At 42.5% G+C, this 16,802-nt stretch carries 15 protein-coding genes; 5 read left to right on the plus strand and 10 right to left on the minus strand.

Going from position 1 to position 16,802, the window contains the following annotated elements:
• Positions 1-39: 39 nt before the first annotated feature.
• The 3 genes from D0463_RS07690 to D0463_RS07700 all read right to left on the minus strand — a co-directional run bounded on the left by D0463_RS07690 (position 40) and on the right by D0463_RS07700 (position 4,055).
• Positions 40-1,356 (minus strand): APC family permease, encoded by a 1,317-nt coding sequence (locus D0463_RS07690; RefSeq protein ID WP_117306798.1) that lies wholly within the window; start codon positions 1,354-1,356, stop codon positions 40-42.
• Between the two features lie 211 nt (positions 1,357-1,567).
• The gene (gene bcaP, locus D0463_RS07695) at positions 1,568-2,950 is read right to left on the minus strand and encodes a branched-chain amino acid transporter BcaP (RefSeq protein ID WP_117306799.1); all 1,383 of its coding nucleotides are present in this window, start codon (positions 2,948-2,950) and stop codon (positions 1,568-1,570) included.
• A gap of 277 nt (positions 2,951-3,227) precedes the next feature.
• On the minus strand, positions 3,228-4,055 hold the full coding sequence (locus D0463_RS07700) for an undecaprenyl-diphosphate phosphatase (RefSeq protein WP_117306898.1): 828 nt from the start codon (positions 4,053-4,055) through the stop codon (positions 3,228-3,230).
• 244 nt (positions 4,056-4,299) lie between these two features.
• On the opposite strand from D0463_RS07700, the gene D0463_RS07705 reads away from it, so the two are divergent.
• Together D0463_RS07705 and D0463_RS07710 are read left to right on the plus strand one after the other, a co-directional pair.
• Positions 4,300-5,586, plus strand: a complete 1,287-nt coding sequence (locus tag D0463_RS07705) for a glycoside hydrolase family 18 protein (RefSeq protein WP_117306800.1) — start codon at positions 4,300-4,302, stop codon at positions 5,584-5,586.
• A 107-nt stretch (positions 5,587-5,693) separates the two neighbouring features.
• Positions 5,694-6,704 carry a potassium channel family protein gene (locus tag D0463_RS07710; protein ID WP_117306802.1) on the plus strand — a complete coding sequence of 337 codons (1,011 nt, stop codon included), beginning with the start codon at positions 5,694-5,696 and terminating at the stop codon, positions 6,702-6,704.
• On the opposite strand, the gene D0463_RS07715 is transcribed toward D0463_RS07710, so the two are convergent.
• A complete protein-coding gene (locus tag D0463_RS07715) occupies positions 6,695-7,105 on the minus strand; it encodes a YugN-like family protein (RefSeq protein WP_117306804.1) in 411 nt (136 codons plus the stop codon). The genes D0463_RS07710 and D0463_RS07715 overlap by 10 nt on opposite strands.
• Before the next feature lie 671 nt (positions 7,106-7,776).
• Between D0463_RS07715 and D0463_RS07720 the strand changes: the two genes are divergently transcribed.
• Positions 7,777-8,559: a formate/nitrite transporter family protein gene (locus tag D0463_RS07720; protein WP_117306805.1), complete on the plus strand. Its 783-nt coding sequence runs from the start codon at positions 7,777-7,779 to the stop codon at positions 8,557-8,559.
• A 288-nt stretch (positions 8,560-8,847) separates the two neighbouring features.
• Here D0463_RS07720 and D0463_RS07725 read toward each other — a convergent pair whose 3' ends face one another.
• The gene (locus D0463_RS07725) at positions 8,848-10,197 is read right to left on the minus strand and encodes a glucose-6-phosphate isomerase (protein ID WP_117306899.1); all 1,350 of its coding nucleotides are present in this window, start codon (positions 10,195-10,197) and stop codon (positions 8,848-8,850) included.
• 545 nt (positions 10,198-10,742) lie between these two features.
• Positions 10,743-11,906, minus strand: a complete 1,164-nt coding sequence (locus D0463_RS07730) for an iron-containing alcohol dehydrogenase (RefSeq protein ID WP_117306807.1) — start codon at positions 11,904-11,906, stop codon at positions 10,743-10,745.
• Positions 11,907-12,052: 146 nt separating this feature from the next.
• Between D0463_RS07730 and D0463_RS07735 the strand changes: the two genes are divergently transcribed.
• Positions 12,053-12,286: a DUF378 domain-containing protein gene (locus D0463_RS07735; RefSeq protein WP_117306808.1), complete on the plus strand. Its 234-nt coding sequence runs from the start codon at positions 12,053-12,055 to the stop codon at positions 12,284-12,286.
• 57 nt (positions 12,287-12,343) lie between these two features.
• Here D0463_RS07735 and D0463_RS07740 read toward each other — a convergent pair whose 3' ends face one another.
• The 4 genes from D0463_RS07740 to D0463_RS07755 form a co-directional block, all read right to left on the minus strand.
• A complete protein-coding gene (locus tag D0463_RS07740) occupies positions 12,344-13,543 on the minus strand; it encodes an ornithine--oxo-acid transaminase (RefSeq protein ID WP_117306810.1) in 1,200 nt (399 codons plus the stop codon).
• Between the two features lie 147 nt (positions 13,544-13,690).
• Positions 13,691-14,098, minus strand: coding sequence for a S1 domain-containing post-transcriptional regulator GSP13 (yugI, locus tag D0463_RS07745; RefSeq protein WP_117306812.1), 408 nt, complete (start codon positions 14,096-14,098; stop codon positions 13,691-13,693).
• 236 nt (positions 14,099-14,334) lie between these two features.
• The gene (locus D0463_RS07750; RefSeq protein WP_133299560.1) at positions 14,335-15,591 is read right to left on the minus strand and encodes a tetratricopeptide repeat protein; all 1,257 of its coding nucleotides are present in this window, start codon (positions 15,589-15,591) and stop codon (positions 14,335-14,337) included.
• The gene (locus D0463_RS07755; RefSeq protein ID WP_117306815.1) at positions 15,575-16,132 is read right to left on the minus strand and encodes an RNA polymerase sigma factor; all 558 of its coding nucleotides are present in this window, start codon (positions 16,130-16,132) and stop codon (positions 15,575-15,577) included. The genes D0463_RS07750 and D0463_RS07755 overlap by 17 nt, the downstream gene beginning before the upstream one ends.
• A gap of 231 nt (positions 16,133-16,363) precedes the next feature.
• Here D0463_RS07755 and D0463_RS07760 point away from each other — a divergent pair, with 231 nt between their 5' ends.
• A complete protein-coding gene (locus D0463_RS07760; RefSeq protein WP_117306816.1) occupies positions 16,364-16,732 on the plus strand; it encodes a helix-turn-helix domain-containing protein in 369 nt (122 codons plus the stop codon).
• The last annotated feature ends 70 nt before the right edge of the window (positions 16,733-16,802 follow it).

Here is a 16,802-nt window from a genome sequence, read left to right on the forward strand (position 1 = left end):
AAGCTCCCTTCACCGAAATGAAAGGAGCATCTGTAATCATTATATTCTTTTTGCTGTTCTTTTCGTCAACAGCCAATAAACAGGAAGGCCGATGATGGTGATGGCAATGGAAAAGAACGCATCCATAGGTGTATCGATTAATGTACACACCACGATATACACCGCTCCTAATATCGCAACAATTGGGGTGAATGGATAAAGCGGCACTTTGTACGTGTCTGTTTCTTGCTTTTGTTTCCTTAAACTAAATACGGCGAAGAAAGCCAGCCCATAAAAGGAAAACACGCTGAAAATGGCTATATTCGACAGCCTGTCCGGATTAGTGACAAGCATCATAATGACGGCAATAATCAGTTGAAAGACTGTCGCATTCAAAGGCGTCTTAAAGGTTGGGTGAACGCTTGATAACATCTTGGCGGCTGGAAGGAGATTGCTCTCTGCCATCGCAAACGTAATTCGCGGAAAGGTTAAGATTTTACCGTTCAAGCATCCGAAAATCGATATTAGAATTCCAATCGTGATTAATTTACCGCCAAAGTCGCCGAATAGTATCGTTGCTGCTACATTCGCTGCATTCGGGCCTAATTCAACGATTTGAGCAGCAGGAAGCACGTGCAGTAAAGCGATGTTCACTGACAGGTAAGCTACGATTACAATTACAATGCCAGTAATGATCGCCCTCGGCATTGTTTTCGCTGGATTTTTCATTTCACCGGCCATAAACCCGACATTCATCCAGCCGTCATAAGCCCAAAGTGTGGCAAGAATTGCTGCACCCATGCTGATAGTCTGTGAAGTGCTGCCGCTGTCAACATTCAAAATTGGCATGTCACCCTTAATCATGCCAAAAAAAGCGATGGCAATAATCGGAATCAGTTTTCCAACCGTGGAAATATTCTGGATGAACCCTCCGTAGCGAGTTCCTAAAATATTCATCCCACCCAAAAATAAAACGGTTAAAATCCCAATAATCTTAATGCTTTCATTTGAATAACCGAAGAATCCCGCAAGTAGGGTTCCGAAATACAGGCCTAACGCCCCCATAACAGCCGGACCATATATAAACGTCTGTACCCAGCCGCATAAAAAACCCCATAGTCTTCCGTAAACTTCTTCAAGATAAGCATAAAGCCCTCCTGTCTTGGGAATCTTCACACTGACTTCAGCTATCGTTAAACCGCTTGCCAATGTAATAAGTCCTCCTATGAGCCAGGCCAGCAATGCATTTGTCGAATTACCGCTCTGGGAGAGGACAATTCCCGGTTTCATAAAGATCCCCGAACCAATTACCGTACCAATGACGATAGATGTCGCAACAACAAATCCGATGTTTTTCTTTAATTGGTCTGTTCCCACTGTCCTTCCTCCCCGTACAAGTGTGTGCAGATTTTCTTGCAATTATATCACAAATATTATTTAGATATAATTTTTAGAAAAGTAAAACTTTTAAACATGCTTTTTAAAATTAGAAATATTTCAGAAAGAAAAATTTTTTTAAAATAACAAAGGGTGAGTCTGAACTGAGATTGTTTCATCTCTTTCAAGACCACCCTTTTCAATATATCATTTAATTTAGATTACTATGTTTTCGAGAATAGACCATATAAACAATAAAACCGGCGGCAAGCCAAATTCCAAATGCTTTCCATGTAGTTTCCGGAAGGCTTAATGATAAGTATATACAAAGCAGTGCGCTAATAGCGGGCAGTACCGGAACGAATGGCACACGGAAGCTGGCCTTAATTTCAGGATGCTTCTTGCGCAACACGATAATGGCTATGGAAATCAATGTAAACGCTGCAAGTGTACCCATATTCACAAGATGTGCCAGTGTCGTTAAATCAACAAGTCCGGCAATACCTGCGGCAACAAAGCCTGTTAGCCAGGTGTTGAAAAACGGCGTTTTATACTTCTTATGAACAGTAGCCATTTTTTTAGGCAATAATCCATCTCGGCTCATCGCATACGTTAAGCGGACCTGTGCATAGATCAGTGCTAGCAGTACCGTAGTAATCCCGGCAACTGCCCCAACTGAAATAATTCCCGCAATGGAATCCTGTCCGACCAGTCTAAGTGCCAGCGCAACCGGATCTCCAACATTTAACTGTTGATAAGGAACCATCCCTGTTAACACAAGCGAGACTCCGATATAGAGAGCCGTGCAGATGAGCAGCGAACTGATAATCCCAATCGGCATGTTTCGTTTCGGTGACTTCACTTCCTCCGAAGCCGTTGCTATCACATCAAATCCGATATAAGCAAAAAATACAGTGGCGGCACCTGTCACGATTCCTTCAAAACCAAACGGAGCGAACGGTGTCCAGTTCTCAGGCCTCACATAACTGATTCCCGCCCCGATAAAAAGTAAGATAATAGCAAGCTTGACGAATACCATAATGTTATTAAAGCGCGTGCTCTCTTTCACTCCCCGGCTGACAAGAGCCGTAATCAGAAGGATGATCAGCATCGCGGGAAGATCCATCATGCCGCCTTTACCGCTCCCAGGTGCTGAAGAGAGCGTTTCAGGAATATGCAGGCCGAAACCGGAGATAAGGGATTGGAAATAGGCCGACCATCCAGTCGCAACAGCCGCGATTGCGAGCACATATTCCAACATCAGATCCCAACCGATCAGAAAAGCAAAGAGTTCTCCAAGTGTTGCATACGTATAGGTATATACACTTCCTGACACAGGAACAGCTGAAGAAAACTCTGCATAACAAAACGCAGCCAATGCGCAAGCGATACCAGCAATAATGAAGGAAATAACGATGGATGGTCCGGTGCTCTCGGCCGCAACTACACCTGTGACAACAAAAATCCCTGTACCGATTACACAGCCAACCCCAAGAAAAATTAAATCGAGTAAACTGAGCGAACGGCTAAGTTCGTTCTTACGGCTATTCGCCATTAAATCATTTATTGATTTCTTTCGAAAAACATTGTTCATCTATATCCCCCAGATCGTCTGTCTAAGAAGTTTTCTAAATATTCATCGTTTTGTAGTATATGGACGATTAGTGTTGAAGTCAAGTAGTTTATCTGTCCCAAACCATGCTTTTCCAATATAGTTTTTAAAAGAATCCTTCCATACCAGTTGAGTAAGCGTTTTTATTGTTTTTTATTATTTCCCAAGTGACTACAAAAAATTTAATAGTTTCCTAAAATAATTTAAAAAAATAAAAAATGCATGGCCGCAGGAACTCCGGCCATGCATTTCAGCTTTTTTACACGGCTACCATGAACAAAATAATCGCCAAAACGATTCGGTAAATCGCAAAAGGTGTTAATTTGATTCTATCAATCAGCTTCAGGAAAAAGCGGATAAAAATTAATGAAAAAATGAATGCGCTAATGAATCCGGCAATGAAAAACGGCAGCACATCAGGAGTGAATTCATTCCAGTATTTCACCAGCTTCAAAAGTGTCGCACCAGCCATGATCGGCACGGCCATGATAAATGTAAAATCAGAGGCGGCACGATGGCTCATTCCAAGCAGCACACCACCGGAAATCGTTGAGCCTGAACGCGAAAAGCCGGGCCATAAGGCCAAACATTGAATCAAGCCTACACCCAATGCCTGTTTATATGTAATTTTATCTACCGTATCAGCCTTTACCTTAGGCTGAAATCTATCGGCGGCAAGCATGAGGAAAGCGCCAAGCAATAATCCTACAGCTACTGTCTTAGTTGTAAATAGATTATCATCAATATAGTCTTCAAATAATACACCCAACACACCTGCAGGGATAAGTCCGACAAGCACTTGCAAAAGATTGAGCTTCTTTCCGGGTTCACCTGATTCTGACTGTATTTTCTTGATGCCAAGCAGATCCATAAAACGGTTCCAGAATATTACCACCACGGCCAATATGGAGCCCAATTGGATAACTACTTTAAAAGCATTCGCCACTTCACTTCCAAATAGCTCTTTCGATTGAAACAAAAGATCATCCACGATAATCATATGCCCGGTAGAGGAGACGGGCGCAAATTCAGTCAGCCCTTCCACCAGTCCAAGAACAATTGCAACAAAAATTTCCCAAATATTAATTACTGCCACCTCATTTAATCCTTTTATTCACAAGTCCGATTGTACCTTGCTTCCTGAAAATTGTCTAATGAATGTTACGATTTTTCAGTGCTCGGCGGAACAGAAGATTGGCGAGCATTCAGACGAAGAATAAGCGGAGTTGCACTAGTAGATAGGAAGATTTTGACTCATGTATCACTCAGGGGGAACATATAATGGCTGTAGCGTTCTTCTAGATCACTACCCGAAAAGGAGGGGGAGATACTTGCACATTCACGTGGTTAGTCAAAATGAGACTTTAAACAACATTGCCCAGTCGTACAATGTGAGTGTTGATGAACTTATTAGAACAAATGAAATCCCTAATCCAAATGACCTTGTAGCGGGGCAAACCATCGTCATTCCCATCACCGGCAGCTTTTATTATGTTCAGCCGGGAGACAGCCTTTGGTCCATCTCGCAAAGAGTAGGGATTCCGTATCAGGAACTGGCAAGAATTAATGGAATTTCGGTTAATCAAACACTAAGCGTAGGCCAAAGACTTTATATTCCTCCACGGCCCAAAACTGATGCTGAATTCAATGCATATGTGGAACCGAGGGGCACATCAGTCAGTCCTGCCCTCGAAAACGATGCGAGGAGAGTGGCACCCTATCTCACTTACTTAGCTCCTTTCAGTTTTCAGGCGTTGCGGAACGGATCATTAAGAGAACCGCCGCTAAACACCTTACCGGCTATTGCAAGGGAAAATAATGTGGTATTGATGATGGTCATTACCAATCTGGAAAATGGCGCATTCAGTGACGAGCTTGGGCGGATTTTGCTCAATGATCAGGAGATTCAAACCCGGTTCCTCGATAATATCGTCAGGGTCGCCAATCAATACGGCTTTGGTGATATTCATTTTGATTTTGAATATCTGAGGCCGGAGGACCGGGAAGCATATAACCAATTCTTGCGCAGGGCAAAGGCCAGGTTCACCCAGCAGGGATGGCTGTTATCAACAGCCCTTGCCCCGAAGACTAGAGCTGATCAGCCAGGCCGTTGGTACGAGGCCCATGACTACTCGGCCCATGGGGAAATTGCTGATTTTGTCGTCCTCATGACCTATGAGTGGGGATACAGCGGCGGTCCGGCCATGGCTGTTTCGCCAATCGGCCCGGTGAGGAGGGTTATTGAATACGCGATTTCGGAAATGCCTTCCTCTAAAGTCATGATGGGTCAGAATTTATACGGATATGATTGGACCCTTCCATTTGTCCAGGGATCAACTGCCAGGGCCGTGAGCCCGCAGCAGGCCATTGAAATCGCCGCCCGTTATAATGTAAGTATTCTTTACGACTATAATGCCCAGGCACCTCATTTTAACTATACCGATGAAAATGGGAGAAGGCATGAGGTTTGGTTTGAGGATGCGCGTTCGATCCAAGCTAAATTTGATTTGGTTAAAGAATTGAATCTGCGTGGTATGAGTTATTGGAAGCTCGGTCTATCTTTCCCGCAAAACTGGCTGCTCATATCGGATAATTTTAATGTTAGAAAACGCACATAAGTACAGAGCGGACTCAGGCTGATGAGTCACGCTCTTTTTTAAGGCTTTTTGTTGATATGAGACCGCATCTTTTTGTCCATAATGATAGTGGATGGGAGAGATGAAGAATGCTGAGGATAAGACATATAAGCGGAAATTTCCCTCGTTTACCGAGATTAACGAGGTTGTTACTTATAATCATCGTGGTGTTCATTTGTTTCGGCCTGCTTATACATTTAGTAGAGCCAGAAACATTCGGAACTGTTTTTGATGGAATCTGGTGGGCCATCGTGACCATCTCTACGGTCGGTTATGGCGATTTCGCCCCTTCAACAGCAGCAGGTAAAGCCATCGGCATTATTTTAATTTTATCCGGCGCTGGGTTGGTTTCATCTTATTTCGCTTCGATAGCAGCGGTTGCCGTTTCATCGGAACATCTTTATATGGAAGGGAAAAAGGATTTTACGAGGGACAGCCATATCATTATCGTCGGCTGGAATGAACGGTCGAAAGAAATCATCCGAGAAATGGGGATTCTTCAGCCCCGTAACTCTATCGTCTTAATTGATGAATCCTTACATAAGCATCCTCTCCCAAAGGAAAACGTCCATTTTATCCGTGGTAAAGCCACGATTGACGGAGTCCTGGCCAAAGCCAATTTAAGAAAAGCAGAGAAAGTACTCATTACCGCTGAAATGAGGCGGGATGAATCTCTTGCTGATATGTTTTCCATTTTAACACTGCTCGCCGTTAAGGGGGCCAAGCCTGATATTTTTTGCCTGGTCGAGATACTGACCAGGGAACAAATCGCAAATGCCTTCAGGGCGGGTGCGAACGGAATTATTGAAACAAATCGTTTTGCCAGTGAGTTAATGGTTAAAAGTTTGATTGATAAGATCGTGCCTGAATTTAATGAAGCAGAACAGGCCGAGAAACAAGACAGCAGAATTGAATTCAAGTCCGTTCCTATTGAGCACGAATGGCAAGGGCTTACTTACCGGGAGTTGAACCATGCTTTAATCGATCAAGGTAAACTTGTGGCAGGCATAGAAAGAGAAGGCCGGAGATTAATCAAGCCTTCTTTAGATTTCAGAATTCAAGAAGGTGACAGTATATTAATCATTGGTGATCACGATTGATCGAGAAGCTTCTTTTCCAAATCATGAATTAAAGCTTTCCCCAAACCAATATAATTTTCCGGAAACTCGGCATCCGGGTTTTTTGGTTCCTGAAATTGATTGAAAGAAGCGGAGAGATTCCCAATTTTACCTTCGTCATCAACGTCATCCTGATATTGATGGGCAAGGAGGAATGGTTTTTGCAGCTGGACTGTCGCCCCACCTGCATCCAATTGTCCATCCACAGCTCTAAATGGAACCCGCAAGAATCGATAGCCGTCATCATCATCAATTTTATAGTCAAAATACCCATGGTCATAATCCCAATTTCCGGAAATGACATAACCCATCGGCTTCATTTTGAGTTCCAGTTCATATAAAACAAATGTTTTTCCTTCCAGCCGGGAAGAAACCTCAATCATCCTTAAAACCCCTTTGTGCGCTTTTGATTAGTTTGGCCAGTGGACAAGAAATAATTCCAGGAAAAGCGACTAAGACCGCCACATCCTGTGCGTCGGGGCTGGGCGTTTAGTTAGACCTCTGTCAAAGTTAAAAAGTATACTCTTACTTATAATAATAACCTTACTATATTTGAACTTTTCCACCCCGAATAATGGACACTTAAAAAGTCCCTTATTCGGTTTTTTGGCGTTCTTATACATCCATTCCGTTTTTTAATCAAGGCTCTGTTAAACGATAATGTTGTTTTTGGGAAGGGAATCTGCGAGACTCCTCGAAAATGCATACGCATTTTCTCGTGCGGTGTCTATTCAAGGATGATGAATCAACGTCCTGCGGAAAAACGGGCTGGCAAGACCCCGCAGCGAGGTACGAGTGAGGAGGCTTGCCAGTTCGTCCGCGGAAAGCGAGTAGATTCCATGACCATTTGAAAATCAACAATGGAATTTAACAGAGCCTTAATCAAAGCAAAGGAAATTGCGGATATGACAAAAGTAAAATCATATTGAATTCGTTTCATAGAGCAGGTAGAGAAACCCTCTTAATAATTGCTTTATATAAAATTTATACGATTTTTGACTTTGGAGAACAATAAAAGAATCATTGTTCGCTGGACAACAAGGAGGAAGACACCGTGGCGTTTAATAATCACTTGCAGATTGCGGAAAAAGCAGTCGAAGCCGGTGTAACAAAAGCATCTTTGCCGCTTTTAAGCATGCTGGTTCTTGGTTTTTTGGGTGGGGCCTATATTTCATTAGGTTATTTATTGGATATAAGAGTTGTCGCGGGGCTGCCCGAGGAATGGGGAACATTGAGTTCATTAATTGGAGCTGCTGTCTTCCCTTTAGGGTTGGTACTGATCATCGTTGGCGGCGGAGAACTTTTAACAGGCAACATGATGGCTGTGTCTATCGCTGCACTGCATAAACATGTTTCAGTCTCCAAACTGATAAACAACTGGTTCTGGATAACAATCGCAAACTTTGTAGGAGCTATTTTTATTGCTTACTTTTTTGGTCATATCGTAGGTTTAACTGAAGCGGAGCCATATTTGCATAAGACGGTGGCAACTGCCCAAGCTAAACTGGATTCAACCTTTCTTCAAAGCCTAGTCTCTGCAATCGGCTGTAATTGGCTTGTTGGATTGGCTGTATGGATGACGTATGGGGCAGAAGATATCGGCGGAAAAATATTGGCGATATTCTTCCCGATCATGGGCTTTGTGGCAATAGGCTTCCAGCACGTTGTCGCTAATATGTTCATTATACCGGCAGCCATATTTGCTGGACATTTTACTTGGATGGACTTTTTAGAGAATTTTGTTCCTGTATTTATCGGCAATGCCATTGGCGGGACGATATTTGTTTCAATGCTATACTGGATTTCTTATTTGAAGCCTACCCATAATAAGCAATAGACGATTATCTTATAAGAATAAAAAGAGCCCAAAAATCATTGACCTAACAAGTCCTGTTAAGTTAATAATTTTTGGGCATTTCCCGTTCCAATTTATCACACTTGCTACCTTGCAACGGATGATCAACGGTAAATATTTATAGTCACGTTACATAGTATGGCAAATCAATTCTAAATAAATTTTCGGAGTACACGGCCGGTTCTAACCTCTCTTAGCAAGAAATGTATCATCCGGCTTTTTGTACTCCGAAAATAGATGGTGATTTTGTTCGATTATTCTTAAAAAAATTTATTTCAAACGTTTTTCAAGCTCTGCTTTTTTCTCTTCAAATCCAGGTTTCCCTAAAAGCGCGAACATATTTACTTTATAGGCTTCCACACCGGGCTGATCAAATGGATTGACTCCCAGTAAGTATCCGCTCATGGCGCATGCTTTCTCGAAGAAATATACAAGATAGCCAAATGTATGAGCATCTAGCGCCGGAATGCTGACAATAAGGTTTGGAACCCCTCCGTCAGTATGGGCAAGCAATGTGCCTTCAAATGCTTTATTGTTTACAAAATCAACTGTTTGTCCGGCAAGATAGTTCAAGCCGTCCAAATCATTACTTTCTTCTTCAATTGTTAATTCATGGCGGGCCTTCTCAACCTTGATGACGGTTTCGAACAAATCCCGGCGGCCTTCCTGAACGTATTGTCCTAACGAATGCAAATCCGTTGAAAAATTTGCAGAAGAAGGAAAAATGCCTTTCTGGTCTTTGCCTTCGCTTTCTCCGAAAAGCTGTTTCCACCACTCAGCAAAGTATTGCAGTCCCGGTTCATAGTTAATCAGCATTTCAATCGTTTTGCCTTTATTGTACAAAAGGTTGCGAACCGCCGCATATTGATAGGCAGGGTTGTCAACCAGTTCAGATTTACTGAAATCCTCTCTAGCTTCGGCTGCGCCTTTCATCATTGCTTCAATGTCTGCTCCGCTTGCCGCTATCGGCAACAGGCCTACCGCTGTTAAAACGGAATAGCGTCCGCCGACATCATCCGGAATCACAAACGTCTCATAGCCTTCTTCTGTTGCAAGCGTTTTTAAGGCTCCCTTTTCTCTATCAGTAGTGGCATAGATGCGTTTACGCGCTTCCGCAGTGCCATATTTCTCTTCTAAAAGCTTACGGAAAATCCGGAACGCAAGGGCAGGCTCAGTCGTTGTACCGGATTTAGAAATCACATTCACGGAGAAGTCTTTGCCCTCCAATAAATCCATGAGATCTTTCATATAGGTGGAGCTGATGTTATTTCCTGCGAACAATACTTGCGGCGTTTTTCTTTTTTCTTTTGGCAAAGCATTGTAAAAGCTATGCTGAAGCATTTCTACCGCCGCACGGGCACCTAAATAAGAACCTCCGATTCCAATGACCACCAAAATATCCGAGTCACTTTGAATCTTTGCAGCAGATTTTTGAATACGGGAGAATTCTTCTTTATCGTAATCAACCGGCAGGTCGATCCATCCAAGGAAGTCATTTCCCGCTCCTGTTTGTTCATGTAGGGAATGATGCGCTACCTTCACCGCATCCTGCAAGTATGTAATTTCATGCTCTCCAAAAAAAGATAATGCTTTTGAATAATCGAAACGTACATGTGTCATGTTAGTTCCTCCATCTTCTAAAGAATTCACCTTCACTTTACCGAAAGCTGGCATGATAATCAAGGGAACCTCCCTTGCGAAAGCGCAACCAAATGGACATTTTACAAAAGTTTCATAAAAAACCTGGAATTCGGTCATTTTCTTCCGCATTCCAGGTAGGTTTTTAAACCACTTCTTCACCAAAAGAAGTGGTTTAAGCTTTTGATTATCCGTTGATTTCCGCTCCAGGCGCTCGCTTTCCGCGGACAGTCCGGGAGCCTCCTCGGCAAAGGGACGCCTCCGGGACTTACACAGGATGTGTTGGCGTCGACGTAAGACATAAGGACGTGGCAGATCTTAGTCGACGTTCCGTTAACTGGCCTGCTTTTCCCGCAGGACGTTGAATCATCATCCATGAATAGGCACCGCACAAGAAAATGCGTATGCATTTTCGAGGAGTCTCGCATATCCTCGCCAATCAACTTTGTTGCAAAATAACTGAGATATTACGTTAATCAATATTAAACCACGATTTATGGTGAAGAGCCTTTCAAACTAAATCCCTCTTATAGCGAGGCCCTTAAAATCGTCAGCACATCTTCACGGTTCAATTTTTTGAAGTTGCCGAATTCACCGTTCACAACTGACTTGTCTGCCATTGTTTCCACTTGGGAATCATCGATATCATAATCGGATAGTTTGGCTGGAGCACCCAGGCTGCTCCAGAATTCGCGAAGCTTTTCGATGCCTTCAAGAGCCGTTTCTTCATCGGTCTTTCCTTCCGGATTCACATTAAAGACACGTACAGCTAGCTGTTTAAATCGCCCGACATTTTCGGACATAACATGCTTCATCCAATTCGGGAACAGAATTGCAAGTCCTCCGGCATGTGGGATATCATAGACGGCTGAAACAGAATGCTCAATGTTATGGGTGGCCCAGTCTCCGCGGTAGCCAACTTGCAGATAGCCGTTTAAAGCGATGGTGCCTGAATAAAGAATCGTTTCACGGTGTTCATAGTTCTCCAAATCTTCCAATAATTTTGGGGCAGTTTCCATTACAGTAATCAAAAGCGACTCACAGAAACGGTCCTGCAGGGGCGCGTGTGTAGGCTGATGAAAGTATTGTTCCAATACATGGGTCATCATATCCACGATACCGTATACCGTTTGATTTTCTGGTACGGTAAATGTATGGACCGGATCCAGGATTGAAAATTGCGGGAATGTCAACGGACTGCCCCAGCCGTATTTTTCTTTAGTTTCCCAGTTAGTAATTACAGAGCCGGAATTCATTTCAGATCCTGTTGCTGCAAGCGTCAGCACCGTTCCAAATGGTAAAGCTGCTTTTACCTGCGCTTTTTTTATGACAAGGTCCCAGGCATCCCCATCATATTTTGCACCAGCTGCAATTGCTTTCGTACAATCGATGACACTTCCACCGCCGACCGCAAGGATGAAGTCAATGTCCTCCGTCTTACAAATCTCAACACCTTTTCGGACTGTTGAAATGCGGGGATTTGGTTCGACTCCAGGCAGTTCGTGAATTTCGGCTTCTATTTCCCGCAGCTGGCCGATTACCTGATCATAAAGGCCGCTCTTTTTAATGCTGCCTCCACCGTAAACAAGCAGCACCTTCTTGCCGTACGAGGGGATTTCCTTCTTCAGTTGGTCCACTTGCCCTTTGCCAAAAATTAATTTTGTAGGGTTTTTATATATGAAATTCTCCATATCACTACCTCCTTTTTTTTCATTATGACCTAACTCCATGTATTATTTCAAAAAATGTGATTAAACATTTTAAGAAAAACCTGCATATTTTCGGAACATGAATAGCAACATATTACTTGAACCATCTATTTTAAGGAGGAAATACAATGAGTGGCATTCAAAGAACTGCACTTGTACTTACAATTATCGGAGCGATTAACTGGGGACTTATTGGATTTTTCCAGTTCGATTTAGTCGCTTCTATTTTTGGTGGACAAGACTCAGCGCTTGCCCGTATCATCTATGGTCTGGTTGGAATTGCGGGCTTAGTCAATCTGGCCATGTTATTCAAGCCTAGTGAAGAACGCGTAAAAGAAGCTGTAGCCAAACCAGTTAAATAAAAAAAATAGCCGGTGAAATGCCGGCTATTTTTATGCCTTACCTAAAAAGATGTTTATTTATGATAGAACCTTTTGAATGCGCTCGATTGCCCAGTCAATTTCTTCCTTTGTAATGACTAATGGCGGAGCGAAACGAATGACCGTTTCATGGGTTTCCTTACAGAGCAACCCCTCTTCTTTTAATGTCTCGCAATACTTGCGTGCCGGCTCTCTTAGCTCGACCCCGATAAATAAGCCGCGGCCTCGCACTTCCATAATGTTTGGATTCTTGATTTCCTTAAGCTTGCCCATAAAGTATTCCCCAAACTCAAGCGAACGTTCGGCTAGCTTTTCATCGACAAGCACATCAAGCGAAGCAATTGAAACAGCACTAGCCATGGGATTCCCCCCAAAAGTAGACCCGTGGGAACCTGGGTTGAATACACCGAGAATGTCCTTATTGGCCACTACACAGGATATCGGGAAAACTCCTCCGCCCAATGCTTTGCCAAGGATATACATATCAGGGGTGACCCCTTCCCATTCGCAGGCGAACATTTTTCCAGAACGACCAAGTCCAGCTTGAATTTCATCGGCAATGAACATAACATTGCTTTCTTTACAAAGTTCATATGCAGCTTTCAAAAAGCCTTCCTCAGGAATTAAAATTCCCGCTTCTCCTTGGATAGGTTCTATAAGGAAAGCTGCCGTGTTTGGAGTGATCGCCGCCTTCAATGCTTCAAGGTCACCGTAAGGTATAAGCTTAATCCCTGGAAGCATTGGACCGAATCCGCGTTTGTATTCCTCGTCGGAAGAAAGCGAAACAGCGGTCATCGTACGCCCATGAAAGTTTCCGATACAAGCAATGATTTCCGCCTGGTTATCAGCAACACCCTTTACATCATAAGCCCAGCGGCGTGCCGCTTTAACAGCCGTTTCAACGGCCTCGACTCCGGTATTCATCGGAAGTGCCATCTCTTTATCAGTCAGTTTGCAGATCTTTTCATACCACGGCCCGAGCTGATCGTTATGAAACGCCCTTGAAGTCAGAGTGACCCTGTCGGCCTGATCCTTTAATGCCTGAATAATTTTTGGGTGCCTATGTCCCTGATTGACTGCAGAATATGCACTAAGCATATCCATGTATTTATGGCCTTCGGGATCCTTGACCCAAACTCCTTCGGCCTCGGATATAACAATCGGCAGCGGATGGTAGTTGCTAGCGCCATATTGTTCGGATTGTTGAATCAGTTTTTCAGACTTTGTTTCGATTGACATCATAATGCCTCCAATCACCTTTATACTTCCATTTTACAAGGTTATATAAAAATGTAAATTATGTATTCGTTTCAATCAAAATATTCAATTATTTTCACTAAAAAAATAACCGGCCTAATGGATTTGCCATCTTGGCCGGTCACTTTATTATTTTTTAATTAAATCCTCACGCTCGGACTGGTCAATCCACTCTTGAAGCTTGTCCTTTAATGTGTTGAATCCTTCTCCATTATCGTTTGCAGCAGATTTTACAGCAGCCTGACGCTGTTTCTTAGGAGACCGATTGGCTGGTGCCTCCGGACGTTCAGGAGCTTCTTCAGTAGCCCTGATGGATAATCCGATTTTACCTGCCGCTTCATCAACAGAAAGAACCTTGACCTGCACTTCATCTCCTACCTTTAGGTGATCATTGATATCCTTTACATAACCGTGGGTAATTTCAGAAATATGCACTAAACCTTGTGTTGAATCGTTTAGAGCAACAAACGCACCGTACGGCTGAATCCCCGTTACTTTACCAGCAACAACGGTTCCAACTTCAATTTTTTCAGACATGGTAACACTCCTAAATAAATTATATTTTTCCACGTTTTCACACAATATAAAATTATATCATACATATTGATTTTTATCAAAAATAGCTATCGCTACGAAACTTCCGGTATGGATTCTGTCTTATTATTCCTATCGTTCAAAAGTTCATTCTAAAACGCGAAAAGAGAAAACAAATCCCTATAGGTTTGTTTCCTCTTTTCCAATCTTTTCAAACATATTCTATTTATTAGAGATTTTTATTCCTCCGCGAAGGAGGGGAAGGAGACTTTTTCATTTGTATAGCCTTTTGGCAGCCTGAATCCATCCTTTTCGAGTTTTTCATATTCTTCTTCCACTTTCGCAGCAGTCTCTGTATCAGGATAAGACGTGCTCACACTCTTCCAGGCAGCTCGATCCCCGTTACTTAACATTCCTGCTACAACGGTAAGAGGGTAGTTATCCTTACCTCTAATAAAGGCCTCATAGTAAAAATGATAATCAGCTATTAAATCGTCCTTTAAAGCTTTCTCATTCGATTTAATAGCTTCCTCGTATTTCACCAATACCTGTCCCAGTTCCTCCCTTGAGCCATCAAAACCTAATTCTGATTTGGGGTACTTTTCTTTTAAACTAAGATAACTTTCTGCGGCCGCATTCAATTTTCCTTTTTCCGATTCACTTAAACCCTGATAATCAATCGTGATTGCAAGCCCCTCTCCCTCAAAGATGAACTTAAAGCCTTGTTCGACCACCCGCTGGCCAATCTCATCCAGGTCTTTATCTCCCGTTGGCTGGTTGGCATTTAATCGTTCTAAGGTCTCCTCCGTCATGCTGACATTACCCAAATTCGCTATTTCATGAATTCGTGACAAATGCTTATCCTGGAAGATTTTAAGAAAGGTTTGCTGCTGTGCCAAATAAACATTTAGCAGGCGGTTATATTCCTTGCCTTCCGCTGAATTCATCTCCTCCTTGATTTCGGATGGTGTAATCAGTTTGGACTCGATTTCCATCCTCACCTCTTCAAGCGCTCTTGGCAGCTCATCCTCCGTAATTTGTTTATCCCCGATTCGCCGATCCGTTTCATGAACACGCAAATTGACCTCCATGGCGTACTTTGTGTTTTGGAAATCGTTCATCCCAATGATATTGCTCGTATTGCGCACCCGATTTTGATAATACTCCCTGAGTTCATCTACGCTCAAAATCGTGTAACGCTTTTCATTTTCTTTCGTTTCGCTGAACGGTTCTGTATTCTCGGTAAAAGAAGGATTTTCGTGATCACCTTGTCTTAAATCACCTAACCATTGCATCAGCAATATTCCTGAAATCATGCCAACCCCCAGTATACAAGCCACATAAGAAAAAGGGGTAAGACGGCGTCGTGGTTTTTTGACGTTCTTTTTGACCCCGGAGGCGATTTTATCAGGATTGGATTGTAAAGGAATCTCGGAATAGGCTTCTTTCAGGCTGTCAAGTTTTTCAACTAGTTGGTTATCATCCAATGCTTTCACCCTCTTTCTCCGCTGAAAGCTCCATTTGCTTCTTCAGCAGATTTTTCCCCCGCAGCAATCTTGTCTTCACCGTAGAAACATTGATCGTTAGAATGTCCGAAATCTCCTCATATTTTCGATCATGAAAGTAAAAAAGAATAATAGGTACACGATATTTCTCGTCAAGCTTCTGGATACATTCATGAAGCACCCGGTCTTCCTCACTCCTAAGCATGTGCTGCTCGGAATCCAGCGAATGGACCTGCCTTTCGTTTTGCAATGAAAAGAGCTTCCTGATGTGACTTTGCTTTTTCCGTGAATAATCTCTTGTGACATTCAGCGTTATTTTGTAGAGCCACGTTGAAAATTTCGACCGCGAAAATTGATGGATGAATCTGTACACTCTAATAAAGACTTCCTGGGTGATATCCTCTATGTCATCGGCTTTATTGCCCATTTGATACGCAAATCTTTCAACAGTGGGGGAATAACAGCTAATCAGTTCGCTAAATGCCTGCATATCGCCGTTTTGCGCTCTGGATATGAGTTCTTCTTCAGTCAACTGGCTTTCCTCCTAACCTAACAAACTGCCTTACATCTATAAAACGACAGAACTTTCGTTTTTGTTTCATTGCTTTAAATAACATTTCCATTATATAGATTTGAAAATAGCAGTAAAATAAAATTTTATCATGATCACGAAATGTTCATTTTTTCCTCACTTTTCCATGGGAGATAAATGGTAAAATAAGAGTGAAAGATCATCTACATTTTTTCGAAAGGGTGTATGATCATGACAAACATTGGCAGAAATATAAAACTACATCGTCAGCTTAGAAATCTGTCCCAGCAGGATCTCGCTTTTAAAGTATGTGTAGGAACAAAAGCGATTGAAAAATATGAGTCAGGCGAGAAAATCCCTGATATGTTGACCGGACTCAAATTATCGACCGTTCTCGATGTCCCTGTTTCTGAAATCTTTGACCAGCATGACAAAACAAACCCTTATGGAATGGATCATGAAATTGAATTACTCGTTAAACAATTAGGAACAAAGAAAGCAAAGCTCGCTTTGCGTAAGGCATTGGAATTTAGCGAGGAAGACTTTTTGCCGAATATGCAAATGCTTATGATGTATGAGGCTAACCATGCGAATAACTAAGACAAAAGTTCCTTAAACCCAGATTCAAATCTCTAGATTTGCATTTGGGTTTTTATTTTTTTTACAATTT

It is taken from the genome of Bacillus sp. V59.32b (assembly GCF_003429085.1).
GTDB lineage: Bacteria > Bacillota > Bacilli > Bacillales > DSM-1321 > Peribacillus.

What these genes read in the sequence shown, in the direction of transcription:
- bcaP (WP_117306799.1), bottom strand. Translation starts at nt 2,950, where the DNA reads ATGAACAATGTTTTTCGAAAGAAATCAATAAATGATTTAATGGCGAAT.
- D0463_RS07710 (WP_117306802.1), top strand. Translation starts at nt 5,694, where the DNA reads ATGCTGAGGATAAGACATATAAGCGGAAATTTCCCTCGTTTACCGAGA.
- D0463_RS07715 (WP_117306804.1), bottom strand. Translation starts at nt 7,105, where the DNA reads ATGATTGAGGTTTCTTCCCGGCTGGAAGGAAAAACATTTGTTTTATAT.
- D0463_RS07725 (WP_117306899.1), bottom strand. Translation starts at nt 10,197, where the DNA reads ATGACACATGTACGTTTCGATTATTCAAAAGCATTATCTTTTTTTGGA.
- D0463_RS07730 (WP_117306807.1), bottom strand. Translation starts at nt 11,906, where the DNA reads ATGGAGAATTTCATATATAAAAACCCTACAAAATTAATTTTTGGCAAA.
- D0463_RS07735 (WP_117306808.1), top strand. Translation starts at nt 12,053, where the DNA reads ATGAGTGGCATTCAAAGAACTGCACTTGTACTTACAATTATCGGAGCG.
- D0463_RS07740 (WP_117306810.1), bottom strand. Translation starts at nt 13,543, where the DNA reads ATGTCAATCGAAACAAAGTCTGAAAAACTGATTCAACAATCCGAACAA.
- yugI (WP_117306812.1), bottom strand. Translation starts at nt 14,098, where the DNA reads ATGTCTGAAAAAATTGAAGTTGGAACCGTTGTTGCTGGTAAAGTAACG.
- D0463_RS07760 (WP_117306816.1), top strand. Translation starts at nt 16,364, where the DNA reads ATGACAAACATTGGCAGAAATATAAAACTACATCGTCAGCTTAGAAAT.